Consider the following 12633-nt stretch of genomic DNA (forward strand, 5'->3'; position numbering starts at 1 on the left):
CGTATTCAGGTGATCAGTATTACAGCCATCATGATTGCAAATACGCCTGCCAACTGTCGTATCTTTAATCTCTCTTTCAGGAGTACCCATGCAAGAAGTACGGTTACAGCAGGATACATTGAAGTAAGGATTGCAGCAATATCAAGTCTTCCCGTCTTTGCAGCAAGTGCATAGAATACATTTCCGCCTGTGTCCAGCAGTCCGGCAAGTGCTATGAGGGGTAAATATCTCAGGCCCGGTATCTTTGTCTGTTTACTGTAACTGGCTACAATTATGAAAGCTGGAATGGATGCCATCCGTGCTCCGACAAGTGGCCAGAATACTCCACCTGTCTGCACCTGGTCGATAAGAATCATGAATAATCCGAATCCTGTGCCTGCTATAAACGGAAGCTTAATCTTTTTCAGTTCTATCTTAGGGCTTTTCTCTTCCCTGGAGATCATCCATACTCCAATGAATGCAAAAAGAAAACCTGTAAGCTGGCTTATGGCAGGCAGTCCTTCGGTTATTATCCCGAATGTCATGGGGACGATTGCACTCAATACAGCTGTAACAGGTGCTACAATTCCCATTTTCTCAACGGACAATGCGTGATAGAGTGCAAGAAGTCCTGTTCCGCCTGCAAGCCCGGCAGCTGCACCCCATAGGAAATCCGGTGTTGGCGGTATGCCCTCCCTGAATACCAATGCCGCTGAGGTGAGAATTATTATTCCCATTATCTGGGAAATGATTGCAATTATCAGTACACCGTTGCGTTTTGTTGCAACTCCTCCACTGAAATCCCCTGCTCCCCAGCAGGCTGCCGCTGCCAGTCCGAATATGGCAATAGATAACTCCATCTAAATCACAGAGTTGTCTGGAAAAAAGCACCATTTAATGCTTGTAAAAAACTGCAATATTAGAAAAGTAGCGGGGGATAGATTCGAACTATCGGTCTACGGGTTATGAGCCCGTCGGGATCTCCTGGCTACCCTACCCCGCTTCGTTTATGCCTTTGTAATGAGGTACACCCCTACAACCATATCATTACAGATAAAGGTTGCGTATGGACTCATTTTACTATTGAATAAATATATATCTTGTCTGTTTAAATATACTATCTCGGAGAGAATATAATGGCCTTACCTGATAAATTCAAATGTGTTGTTACTAACTGGGATTATATCTACGACCTTTGCAGAGAAGTTGCGAATGATGTGAAAGCTTCCGGATATGAACCGGATATGATAATTGCCCTTGCAAGGGGCGGATGGTTTGCTGGTCGTGTATTGTGTGATTTTCTGGGACTTGATGATCTCACAAGCCTTAAGATCGAGCACTACCTGGGCACTGCGCTTGCAGGTGACGAGCCTTTGATAAAGTATCCTCTTGCTGACAACTCTGTTTCCGGGAAGAATATACTGATAGTTGACGATATTGCTGATACCGGCAAGAGCCTTATACATTCTGTCGAATATGTAAAGCAACAGAATCCTAAAGAAGTGAGGACCGCAACCCTTCAATACCTCGATTCCTCACAGTTCGACCCTGATTATTGCGGTGAGCGCCTTGAGGAATGGGCATGGGTCGTTTTCCCATGGAATTTTATTGAAGATATGATCGATCTCATCTCAACGCTCATGAAAAAAGAGGACCGGGGTATTTGGGATGTCCCTGCTATCAGGCATGGTCTCTATATGTACCACTCACTTGATTCCTTTGCGTTTGAGATAGCCCAGCCGGGCAGGCTTCCTGAAGTAATGGGAGAGATGCACCGCAGGGGAATTGTAAGCTCTGTGAGTGAAGATGGGAGACAATACTGGAAACTTATCTAAGGTGAGAGAGATACAATGCAGGAAAAAGCTGATATTGCAATAATTGGCGGAAGCGGTATATATGACGCAAATCTGCTGGACAATGTACGTGAAGTGGACATCGATACGCCTTTTGGAAAACCGTCCGATTCCATAACAATAGGTGAACATGGTGACAGGATCGTTTGTTTCCTTCCACGACATGGTGTAGGTCACAGGATCTCCCCTTCAGAACTTAATTCCAGAGCCAACATCTTTGCGCTTAAGAAACTCGGTGTGAAGCGCATAATTGCGGCATCGGCAGTTGGCAGCCTCAGGGAAGAGTTCAAGCCCATGGATATAGTGATCCCAAACCAGATATACGATCGTACTAAATCCCGGCCTTCTACTTTCTTTGAGGATGGCATAGTCGTACACATGGGATTTGCTGATCCTTTCTGCCCTGAAACCTCAAAGACCATAGTGGATGTTGCCAGGTCAAAGGGTTATAATGTGAAGGAAGGCGGTACATATGTTTGTATGGAAGGTCCGCAGTTCTCGACCCGGGCGGAATCCCGCGTATACCAGGCACTTGGTTTTGATATTATCGGCATGACTGCTGTACCTGAGGCAAAGCTTGCCCGTGAGGCTGAGATATGCTATTCCATGATCGCTACGGTAACAGATTACGATGTATGGCATGAGGAAGATGTGACCATTGAAGTTATCATTGAAAATGCCATGAAGAACGAGGCTGCTGTAAAGGACATAATCGTTTCATCTCTTGAAAATTTCAGTTTTGAGCAGCATTGTATGTGCAAGGATGCCCTGAAGGGAGCCATCACTACCGTTCCTTCCATGATCCCGCATGAAATCAAAAGAAAACTCGACCCTCTGATTGGTAAATACCTTAAAGAGTGATGAGCCTGCTATCTATTACAGGCTTATCGCAAGTGTTTTAATATATCATGGTACTTATTTAAGTCGGTGGACCAATGCCTCATAAGTGCACAAGATGCGAATCTATCTTTACAGACGGTGCTTCAGTAATATTGAGCGGATGCCCTAAATGCGGCTGGAACAAGTTCCTTTACGTGTCGGATGAGGAGTCTGCCGGGCATGTCTCAGAAGGTGGCGAAGGTACAGAGCATGAGGAAAAGCACGTTATTATTGACGAAACCTCTCCTGAAAAAACGTCTGAACATTCGTCTGACAAGTTCATCAGGGAAATAGATGATATTCTGGGTGTTGCTAAGAAGGAACGCAGTGTCACTGAAGAGGAAGGCGAGCGTGTGGAATCTGTGCGCATTCTTGGTCCCGGTTCCTATGAGCTGAATCTTGATTCCCTTCTTGACCGCAAGGAAATAGTCATGGCCATAAAAGAGGATGGTACTTATGCACTGCACCTGGGTTCTGTCTTTAAGGATAATAGGGATAAGGGCAAGAAGAAAAAGGACACCAGGAAAAAGTGAGTTTTTCCTACCGGGGTAAATGATGGATGATGCTCTCAAAAAACGATTTTTTGAAGTTGACGCTCTCCGCGGCATAGCCATCTTCCTGATGGTGATCTTTCATTTCTTTTTTGACCTGGACTTTCTTGGCATTCTTGAATTTGATGTGCATTCCGGTCTTCTGCTGTTTGTTGGAAGAAGTGCCGCAATCCTGTTCATTTTTCTTGTTGGCGTTTCCCTTACGCTCAGTTATTCCCGCACTGTATCCTTACACGGCACGCAGGCTCAGTTCTCTCATTTTCTCAAAAGGGGCGCAGGTATTTTTGGATGGGGCCTTGTGATTACATTTGTGACAGCAAGCGTTCTTGAAAGAGGCACTATATATTTCGGAATACTGCACCTAATTGGAGTTTCCATCATCTTTGCATATCCTTTCCTCAAATACAAGAGACTCAGCCTGATTGCAGGTATGCTGCTCCTTTTTGCAGGTGTAATCATGGAAAGTGCCTATGCGGATTTCCCCTGGTTGCTCTGGCTTGGTATCAAACCCTACGGATTTTACACTCTTGACTACTTTCCACTGATCCCCTGGTTTGGTGTGGTCCTTCTGGGCATTTTCACAGGGAATAGCCTGTATCCAGATTATCAGAGGAGCTTCAGGATGTGTGATTGCAAGGATAATGCTGTTGTTAGGTTGCTGGGGTATCTGGGGAAAAAGTCGCTGCTGATCTATCTGGTGCATCAGCCGGTGATTGCGGGGATGTTGCTGATATTGAAGGCTTTATATTGATATGGTATAGATCATAATATGGAAGGGGATATAGTCTCCTGATAGATTGCAATAAAATACAAAAGAAATATGAAACCCGGCTAACCCGGAAAATAAATGATTTACTTCTTTACCAGTGCATAATCTGCCATGACCTTCAGGTATTCATGGTCCACTTCCATGAGAACTGTCTGGAACATGGCAGCATGTACTTTTTCTTCTTTGGCAATGTCGAGCAGGATAATCTTAAGATCCTTGTCATCGGTGAGATTGGCCATTTGTTCATACATGTTAATTGCATCGAACTCTGCCATGATCGCTACTCTCATGATCTCCTTATCAAGATCTTTCTTATTCACTGTTTCGATATCTATGGGAACTTCCGAGAACATAATGCCATCTCCCTATGTTATTTCCCCAATTCTTCATCCACTTCTTCCCTGCCAGCTTCAAGTTCTTCGACCTGCTGCTTGTCCATCCTCAGCAGAAGTGTCTGGAACTCGCCGATATGGGTCTTTTCTTCCTTTGCAACATCAAGGAGAACTCTCCTGACCTCGTCATTATCGGTCATACCTGCCATCTGTTCATAAAGGTTAATGGCATCCAGTTCTGCTATCAGTGCAGCCCGGAGTATTTCCTTGTTAATATCTTCCCTATTGATCTTTCCAATACCTATGGGTACTTTTGAAAACATATTTTCCACTCCTTGTATCTCTTATTTATGGGTGTCCGGACTACTTATATCTGACGTGATCTTTAAAAAAAAGGAATGATTTTCATCCCTCTGCAAAAAAGCAGTGTTTATATTAGTGTTTATCGATGTGCTGATATCCTGTCATCGGCACTTTTAAGGATCATCCGTATCATCTCACTGTATGGGATGCCGGCAAGCTTTGCCATTTTTGCCAAATGACCGTCCCAGCACCATCCCGGGTTGGGGTTCACTTCCAGTAATTTTGGATTTCCAGCAGAGTCAAGTCTCCAGTCCAGGCGGTTGTAGTCCCTGCATTCAAGTCGGTTTATCAGTTTAAGGCTACATTCTATGATGAGCTCTTCTGTATCTTTTGGAAGGTCCGCAGGTGCGGATTTGATCATCCAGTATGGGGACTCAGGTATCCATTTTGCTTCGTAACCGCATAATCTAGGCAGATCCTCGGGCAGTTCTGAGTAATCTTCCTGTGTGAGTGGCAGCACCGTGTAGTTCTCCGGGGGATTTCCGATAATTCCTATGCTCATATCCTTGCCAGTGAGAAACTCCTCGATGAGTATGGGTTTGTCATAGCCAAGACCTTCCCTTATGTCATAGATAGCCCTGACCACCTCATCACGGCTGTTACATACGCTGTGCTGGTTCAGGCCAAAACTTGAGTCTCCAAAATTTGGTTTTACGATAACCGGGAAATCCATTGGCAGTTCGAACAGGCTGTCCTCTCCTTTTACTACGATTCCAGCCGGTACAGGCACTCCTAGATCTTTGGCAATACCTCTTACAAGTGCTTTGTCGTAACAGAAAGCCAGACACTGTGGGCCCGAGCCGGTGTAGGGGATATTCAGCATTTCCAGTATTGCTGGTACATGTAACTCTTTTTTAGGGTCGTTCCCAAACCCCTCATCACAAAGGTTAAATATAAAATCTATTTTTCCTCTCAGTTTTGAAAGGTCACTGATAAGTGTGTCGTGGTTATCCAGATACTTGAAAGAATATCCTTCTACTTCATGGAGACTGCCTTTGAGCTGGTCGATCGTATATATGTCATCATCGTCAAAGACACCACATGGCTTCAGTGAATCATTTTTCCTGGGGTCTCCAAAAATTACCACCACATTCTTTTCAATATCCTTCACTTTTTTCTTCTTAGGTGTCCATTCTTTCCTTATGGATGCGGTGACCAGTATACGTCTTTCCATCATTCCAAGGTCCTGATTTCTCAGCGTCTGTGAATTTATGGAATCAACTACCTCTATGTCGGTGAACTCGGCCTTTTTCAGAAGCTCTATTAGTGATTCCGGGGTGTAAAGGCGCTCTGCATAGAACTGGTCTGCTATAACTCCTGATGTATCATTGACAATCACTTCTCTAGATATCAGTTTCTGCCCATCGGTGGACGTAGAGCGTTCCCTGCATACGAAGTTGTGTTTGTCTATCCATTCCCATGAGCGCGGCTGGTATTTTTCCTTAAGATATGACCCGTCGGCAACATCCAGTAATATTTTGCCCCATGGTTTGAGAACTCTTTTTACTTCTTTCAGCACCCTCAGATCTTCGTCAGATGTCTCAAAATAACCAAAACTGTTTCCAAGGAGCATTACATTATCAAAAGTATCTGTTGCATAGGGGGTTTTTCTTGCATCTCCTTCTTTGAACCTGATGCCCAGGCTTTCCTTCTTTGCAGAGTTCTTTGCTCTCTGTATCAGGTAGTGTGATCTGTCAAGACCCTCTACATTTCTTACTCCTCTCCTTGCAAGCTCCAGCGAATGTCTCCCCTGTCCGCAACACAGATCAAGCACATGACTTTCAGGGCTAAGATTGAGTATAGAGTAAAAAGTATCTATTTCCTGTCCGGTGATGGCCGCATCATCAACGATGTCTGCATCGGTCTTCAAGTAAAGTGAGTTGAATATTTTTTTCCACCAGTCTGGATTCACATGCTCTTCAAGATGCGGTACAGGCCCCAATGTCCTTGGTTTTTGTTTTTCTTTGTTATGGTAATCTTTAGATCTATCTTTCATCAGGTATAACCCTCTAATTTCTGGAACGCATTATCTATACATTCAAACCCTGATAAGAGTTCTAAGGATAAAAAATCTACGATAAACTCTTTTATCTGGATATTAATGTAATTATGGCTTTTGAATCTATTTATAGTGCTAATATGAGTCTTGATGCCATTATTTTCTTTAAAATCGCTTTATTTTAAGTATTAATCCTCTTATATCTTATTAATTTTGATTTAAGATTATAAAAATGATTTTTCTTGTATCGTTCATCTTGTATTTTGAATCTATTTGAAAGATCCCACTTACAAAAAATCACTTAAATATGTTTGTTTTTCATCAAGTCTCTCAAGTTTTGTGACTCCTACTCCAAGTAGTCTGAATCTGCCCTTTCCAATAAATTCTTCCATGAGGCTGAGGGATGTTTTTCTGATCACCTCTTTGTCGGTAGTGGCCGCATGTAATGTCTTTGCCCGTGTGTATGTCCTGAAATCTTCAAAGCGTACCTTGAGGGTTACAGTCCTGAACCGGAAATGCTTTTTGAGCAGTGATACATGCACTTTCTCAGAAAGGTCGGTAATTGATCTTTTTATTTCAAAGGGGTCTGATATGTCTTCTTCAAAGGTATCCTCATTACTTATGGATTTTACCTCTTCACGTTCTTTTACTTCGCGCATGTCTATACCATTTGCAAGCTGATGCATCACAACACCGAATTTACCGAAACATGATATCAATAGTTGAACGTCACATGATGCAAGCTTTCCTACAGTTTCGATCCCCATTTCCTGAAGAGCGGGTTGTGTCTTCTTTCCTATTCCTGGTATTTTTGATATTTGCAGAGGAAACAGGAATTCCTGTATCTCTTCCGGTCTTACAATTGTAAGTCCGTCAGGCTTATTGAAATCAGATGCTATTTTTGCAATGACCTTGTTGGGTGCAACTCCTATGGAGCATGTAAGTCCCTGTATGCGCTTGACTTCGCTTTTGATCTTCTTTGCAAGCAATGTTGCAGACTCATAATCATTTATGGAGTCTCCAATATCGATGTAAGCCTCATCCACGCTGACCTGCTGGAACCTATCCGCGAAAATGCGTATAATATCCATTATCTTTTCCGAGGTTTCCTTATAAAGCTTCATGTTGACCGGAAGGTAAACCGCATCAGGGCAGAGCCGGTATGCTTTTGATATTGGCATTCCCGAATGTATTCCAAATTCCCTTGCCTCGTAGGAACATGTACTGACAACTCCTCTTCCGTTACCGCCTTTTGGATCTGAGCCCACGACTACAGGCAATTCTTTAAGTTCTGGTCTTTCCCTTACTTCTACTGAGGAATAGAAACTGTCCATGTCCAGATGCAGTGTTATTCGGTTCCTTAATGAGTTTTTCATTCAACCCTTAGGTATACTATTTAGGGATTTAACTAAATTATGCACGTATTCTCATTCTGTGTTTATTGCGACGGAACCCTGATATAATATCAAAGACCTTGAACAAACATCTAGTATCTGGTGGAAAAATGTATCCCTATATAGCAATGCTGGCTTATGCTGTGGTTCTCTTCCTTACTTTGCGGGATGTTCGCATTTATAAGAGGACCCGGATTGCTTCTTATCGAAAGGGAGCTATTAAAGGTATCCTTGCTTCAGCTCTTGTTATGCTGGGTTTGCTTTTCTCTTTTGCAAATCAAAATCTTGGGCTTTTGATTGTGCTTATTGCTCTTTTCTTTAATCAGAAAGGTTCAAGGGAGCCAGTTTTCAAAGAAGCAAAAGTAATTGACCGTCTTCTGGGAAAGACAGATATATGATCAAGTATTCAGGTGCATTTCCAGTAATCCAAAAGGTATAAATGTAAGGGTATTTATTATAACCCGATACAAGTTACTATTATAGAGTTTCATCTTAATAATAATGGAGAATTATCATGGGAAATATTAGACAAACCAACATCAAGAGAATTTCAATTCGCTTAGTAGAAAATCACGGTGACGTATTTACAACAGACTTTGATGCAAACAAGCCCCTTGTGACAAAGTACACAACCATCCAGAGTAAGGTTATCAGGAACCGTGTAGCTGGTTACGTAACAAGAAAGATGACACATAAGCCAAGAGAGTAAGGTCTTTTTTAGAGGGGATGTTCCCATGTTCGAAGGAGTTTTACCTGCTCTTGTAACGCCATTCTCAAGTGATAATACTATTGATGCTGAAAGTTTCAGGAACATTGTCAATTATGTTGAAGAAGGCGGCGTTTCCGGAGTTGTTGCTTGTGGTACTACCGGTGAATCTGCGACTTTATCAACTGCGGAACATAAAGAGTTGATAAACCTTTGTGTTGATTGTGCGAATGTTGATGTGATAGCAGGTACCGGCTCTAACAACACTGTTGAAGCAGTCGAACTCACCAAACATGCAGCAGATGCGGGAGCTGATGGTGCTCTTATCATATCCCCCTATTATATCAAGCCCAATAATGCAGGGCTCATTGCTCATTTTAAGAAAATAGCCGAAGCTGCAGATATCCCTATTGTCCTGTACAATGTGCCTTCCCGCACAGGACAGGATATGCCTCTGGAAGTCATTGTTGAGCTTTCAAAAGTGGATAACATAGTAGCTGTCAAAGATGCAAGTGGTAATCTTGGAAAGGTATCACAGATACTGGAACTAACCATGGACGAGGATTTTGTAGTTATTTCCGGAGAGGACGGACTTACATTTCCAATACTTGCCATGGGTGGCGCAGGTGTGATATCTGTTGTTGCTAATATTGTGCCTGAAATGATGGTAAAGCTTGCGGATGCGGTAAATGCAGGTGACCTTGCAACTGCACGAAAGCTTCACTTTGAAATGGCACCACTTATCCGTGCATTGTTCACAGAGACCAATCCTATTCCTGTAAAGCGTGCTGTAGAACTTATCGGTCTGTCAAGCGGAACCATGAGGCTTCCTCTTGCACCACTCAGCGAAGAGAACAGTGTTTTACTTGAAAATGTTCTTCGCAGTATGGGGTGCATTGCATGATAAATGTGGCAGTCACCGGTGCTTCGGGCAGAATGGGCAGACTCATCATTGATAACATCCTCCGGTCTGAAGATGTCTGCTTATCAGCAGCTTTTGATCTTGTGAACATCGGTAAGGATGTGGGTGAGGTGGCTCATATAGGTGCTTTGAACGTGCCTATATCCGATGTAAATGATATGGAGTCGGTTCTAAAGAAATCCGGTACTCAGGTGCTTATCGATTTTACAATTGCAAATGCAACGGCTGTCAATGCTCCAAGGGCAGCAGCATGTGGTGTTAATCTTGTGATAGGCACAACAGGTTTGACGCCTGAGCAGAAAAAGAATATAGAGGATTCAATTATCAGCAACAACGTAGCAGGAATTATCTCTCCTAACTACTCAGTTGGTGTGTATGTGTTCTTCAGGCTCCTTGAAGAAGCAGCTAAGTATCTTGATGATGTTGATATCGAAATTATAGAAGCCCACCATAACCAGAAGAAAGATGCTCCAAGCGGTACTGCTAAAGGTGCTGCTGAAGTTATCAGCAAGGTTCTTGGTGGCAAGGATTATGTCTATGGCCGTGAAGGTCTCGCCCCCCGTGGAAAAGAGATAGGCATACACGCCGTTCGCGGCGGTGACATTATTGGTGATCACACGGTTCTCTTTGCTGGCGATGGCGAAAGGATCGAGGTAAAACACCAAGCCCATTCAAGACAGGCATTTGCAGGCGGTGCGGTAAAAGCAGCTGTATGGATTGGGGGTGCTGAACCTGGGCTTCATACTATGCAGGACATTCTCGGCCTTTAATGGCAACACTTTTTTATGAACACATCTGTTCATTTGTGGCACAGCTTGTATAGATTGTGTGCACAAACTCGCATGATAAATCATGAACAATGGCCAACTACATTATATATATGGTTATATATAATTATACATGTAGCATGTGTATTCTCCACTGCCATCGTTACTACCTCCAACCGTTTCTTTTTTATTTTTATCCGTTTCTAGAGCAGATGCTCTGCGATATTCTCTGAAATAACTCTTCCACAGTAAAAACATCTGAGTTTCAGGTTTGTATCTTCAGTATTCACTTTAAATTTTGACGTGATGGGTTCATTACTATTGGAGATGCAATTCGGATTTATGCATTCGACAACACCTTCTACAAAAGAAGGAATATGCACTTTATTCTTGCGGGTTACATTGAAATTGCGTATGATGTTGATGGTTGCATTGGGTGCGATCAGTGCTATCTTGTCGACCTCTTCAACTTTAAGCTCGCGATTCTCTATTTTTACTACATCTTTTTGTCCGTATTTCCCTTTGGAATTCAGCAGGATGCTAACGACTCCCTGGGACGAATCCGGCAATCCAAGTATCTTCAACACATTCAGGGCTTTGCCTGCGGTGATGTGGTCTATGACAGTTCCGTTCTCTATCCTGCGTACTCTCAGCTCTGTGTCGATGTCACTCATTCTATAGCCCCCAGTACAAGTCCTAGAAGTGCCATTCTCACAGGCACGCCATAGAATGCCTGCTTAAAGTAACAAGCATGAGGTGTATCATCAACTTTGGTATCTATCTCATTGACCCTTGGAAGGGGATGCATTATCTTCAACTCATGTTTCACATCTTTCAGTGTTTCCATTGTTATCTTCAGCTTGTTAGCAACCTTCTGGTACTCAGCAGCGTCCGGGAATCTTTCTTTTTGTATGCGTGTCATGTACAGCACATCAACGTCATTAATGGCGTCATCAATAGAATCCACCTCAATGATCTTTGCACCTCTGGCTATGATATCACTTATGATTTCTTCCGGCATACGCAGTTCATTTGGTGATATTAGCGTTATCTGCGCGCCGTAAAGTGATAGTGCATAACAGAGTGAGTGCACTGTCCTTCCATACTTCAGGTCACCAGCAAGTGCAATTTTCAATCCATCAAGGTGGCTTTCACGTTTAATCGTATAAAGGTCCAGAAGTGTTTGGGTGGGATGATGGCCTGCACCGTCTCCTGCATTAAGCACGGGAACTCTGGAAAATTCGGATGCAAGTTGTGCCGCTCCTTCCCGGGGGTGACGTAATACAATAGCATCTGCATACCCGTCAACAACCCGAATGGTGTCTGCCAGTGTTTCTCCTTTTGATATGGAACTCGCATCCACTGACCCCAGGTTCAGTACATCTCCTCCCAGTCTCAGCATTGCAGTCTCAAAGGACATCCTGGTCCTTGTGCTTGGTTCAAAAAAAAGGACTGCAAGGACTTTTCCAGCTAACAGGTCTGATCTTTGTTCCCCATTTGCAATGGTCTCCATCTTTTCAGCGGCAGCAAGAATATGATCGATCATCTCCCGGGAAAAATTCCTAGTGGAAATGATATGGTGGTCCTTGAATTTCATCGACTAATAAAGGCATTGCATGGGATATAATATTTGCCTGCTATCATGTATTCTGATATTCTGTGTTTTATTCCTATTTTTTCCTGATAACTTCGGTTAGTGAATCCCATTCTTCGGTATTTACATCTTTACATATATGCCGGTCTTTGCAAATAATTTTTCTTTTAGAAGGCATTGTCAGTTCCCTCAGGTCCATAATAGCTCGCCTGACGCCTGCTGCCCTGTCAAACAGGTCTTTTGCTTCATCATGAATGAGGTGTTTATTTTCAAGACGCTTCTCATACTCTTTTTCTTTATCACGCAAAAGGTCCAGAAAAGTATCTATGTCTTTCAGGTCATCCCTGTCCAGCTTAGCTTTGTTGACAATTTCCCAGACAATTTCATGAAGATTCACTTCTTTACCTTTTATGGATACTTTGTAAGGTATCTGTTCCCCTACCCAGAAAAGACTTTTATTGAGCTTGTTCAGCATCATTTGCCGTTCCTGTTCAGATATTTCTTCATTTTCAGTCATTTTTCTCC

General features: G+C 43.0%; 16 protein-coding genes and 1 tRNA gene. 8 read left to right on the forward strand and 9 right to left on the reverse strand.

The annotated features are described in order from the left end of the window. Positions 1 to 5 precede the first annotated feature (5 nt). On the reverse strand, positions 6 to 839 hold the full coding sequence (locus tag BB781_RS04030) for a DMT family transporter (protein WP_094227218.1): 834 nt from the start codon (positions 837 to 839) through the stop codon (positions 6 to 8). 68 nt (positions 840 to 907) lie between these two features. Continuing rightward, positions 908 to 982: transfer RNA gene (locus BB781_RS04035), tRNA-Met, on the reverse strand. Positions 983 to 1115: 133 nt separating this feature from the next. On the opposite strand from BB781_RS04035, the gene BB781_RS04040 reads away from it, so the two are divergent. The 4 genes from BB781_RS04040 (at position 1116) to BB781_RS04055 (ending at position 4013) form a co-directional block, all read left to right on the forward strand. After that, on the forward strand, positions 1116 to 1814 hold the full coding sequence (locus tag BB781_RS04040; RefSeq protein WP_207205238.1) for a phosphoribosyltransferase: 699 nt from the start codon (positions 1116 to 1118) through the stop codon (positions 1812 to 1814). A gap of 15 nt (positions 1815 to 1829) precedes the next feature. Then, the gene (gene mtnP / locus BB781_RS04045) at positions 1830 to 2693 is read left to right on the forward strand and encodes an S-methyl-5'-thioadenosine phosphorylase (RefSeq protein WP_094227220.1); all 864 of its coding nucleotides are present in this window, start codon (positions 1830 to 1832) and stop codon (positions 2691 to 2693) included. Positions 2694 to 2767: 74 nt separating this feature from the next. Beyond that, positions 2768 to 3244, forward strand: a complete 477-nt coding sequence (locus BB781_RS04050; RefSeq protein WP_094227221.1) for a Zn-ribbon domain-containing protein — start codon at positions 2768 to 2770, stop codon at positions 3242 to 3244. A gap of 19 nt (positions 3245 to 3263) precedes the next feature. Next, positions 3264 to 4013, forward strand: coding sequence for a heparan-alpha-glucosaminide N-acetyltransferase (locus BB781_RS04055; protein WP_242492521.1), 750 nt, complete (start codon positions 3264 to 3266; stop codon positions 4011 to 4013). Positions 4014 to 4114: 101 nt separating this feature from the next. Here the strand turns inward: BB781_RS04055 and BB781_RS04060 are convergent, their stop codons facing one another. The 4 genes from BB781_RS04060 to dinB all read right to left on the reverse strand — a co-directional run bounded on the left by BB781_RS04060 (position 4115) and on the right by dinB (position 8101). Next, complete coding sequence (locus tag BB781_RS04060; RefSeq protein ID WP_094227223.1) at positions 4115 to 4384, reverse strand: ferritin family protein; 270 nt, start codon at positions 4382 to 4384, stop codon at positions 4115 to 4117. A 17-nt stretch (positions 4385 to 4401) separates the two neighbouring features. Further along, a complete protein-coding gene (locus BB781_RS04065) occupies positions 4402 to 4686 on the reverse strand; it encodes a ferritin family protein (protein ID WP_094227224.1) in 285 nt (94 codons plus the stop codon). Positions 4687 to 4805: 119 nt separating this feature from the next. After that, entirely contained in the window at positions 4806 to 6722 is a 1917-nt protein-coding gene (locus BB781_RS04070) for a methyltransferase domain-containing protein (protein ID WP_094227225.1), read from the reverse strand. 290 nt (positions 6723 to 7012) lie between these two features. Further along, positions 7013 to 8101, reverse strand: a complete 1089-nt coding sequence (gene dinB, locus BB781_RS04075; RefSeq protein WP_094227226.1) for a DNA polymerase IV — start codon at positions 8099 to 8101, stop codon at positions 7013 to 7015. Between the two features lie 128 nt (positions 8102 to 8229). Here dinB and BB781_RS04080 point away from each other — a divergent pair, with 128 nt between their 5' ends. The 4 genes from BB781_RS04080 (at position 8230) to dapB (ending at position 10517) form a co-directional block, all read left to right on the forward strand. Then, complete coding sequence (locus BB781_RS04080) at positions 8230 to 8517, forward strand: hypothetical protein (RefSeq protein WP_094227227.1); 288 nt, start codon at positions 8230 to 8232, stop codon at positions 8515 to 8517. Between the two features lie 116 nt (positions 8518 to 8633). Further along, positions 8634 to 8828, forward strand: coding sequence for a 30S ribosomal protein S17e (locus BB781_RS04085; RefSeq protein WP_094227228.1), 195 nt, complete (start codon positions 8634 to 8636; stop codon positions 8826 to 8828). Positions 8829 to 8853: 25 nt separating this feature from the next. Next, on the forward strand, positions 8854 to 9729 hold the full coding sequence (dapA, locus tag BB781_RS04090) for a 4-hydroxy-tetrahydrodipicolinate synthase (protein WP_094227229.1): 876 nt from the start codon (positions 8854 to 8856) through the stop codon (positions 9727 to 9729). After that, on the forward strand, positions 9726 to 10517 hold the full coding sequence (gene dapB, locus BB781_RS04095; RefSeq protein ID WP_094227230.1) for a 4-hydroxy-tetrahydrodipicolinate reductase: 792 nt from the start codon (positions 9726 to 9728) through the stop codon (positions 10515 to 10517). Before dapA ends, dapB begins: the two co-directional genes overlap by 4 nt. A 200-nt stretch (positions 10518 to 10717) precedes the next feature. On the opposite strand, the gene pyrI is transcribed toward dapB, so the two are convergent. The 3 genes from pyrI to BB781_RS04110 form a co-directional block, all read right to left on the reverse strand. After that, a complete protein-coding gene (pyrI, locus tag BB781_RS04100) occupies positions 10718 to 11188 on the reverse strand; it encodes an aspartate carbamoyltransferase regulatory subunit (RefSeq protein WP_094227231.1) in 471 nt (156 codons plus the stop codon). Further along, on the reverse strand, positions 11185 to 12111 hold the full coding sequence (gene pyrB / locus BB781_RS04105) for an aspartate carbamoyltransferase (RefSeq protein ID WP_094227232.1): 927 nt from the start codon (positions 12109 to 12111) through the stop codon (positions 11185 to 11187). The genes pyrI and pyrB overlap by 4 nt, the downstream gene beginning before the upstream one ends. Before the next feature lie 73 nt (positions 12112 to 12184). Beyond that, positions 12185 to 12625 carry a DUF5788 family protein gene (locus tag BB781_RS04110; protein ID WP_094227233.1) on the reverse strand — a complete coding sequence of 147 codons (441 nt, stop codon included), beginning with the start codon at positions 12623 to 12625 and terminating at the stop codon, positions 12185 to 12187. Positions 12626 to 12633: the final 8 nt, after the last annotated feature.

The sequence above is a fragment of the Methanolobus psychrotolerans genome, from assembly GCF_002243045.1.
GTDB lineage: Archaea > Halobacteriota > Methanosarcinia > Methanosarcinales > Methanosarcinaceae > Methanolobus > Methanolobus psychrotolerans.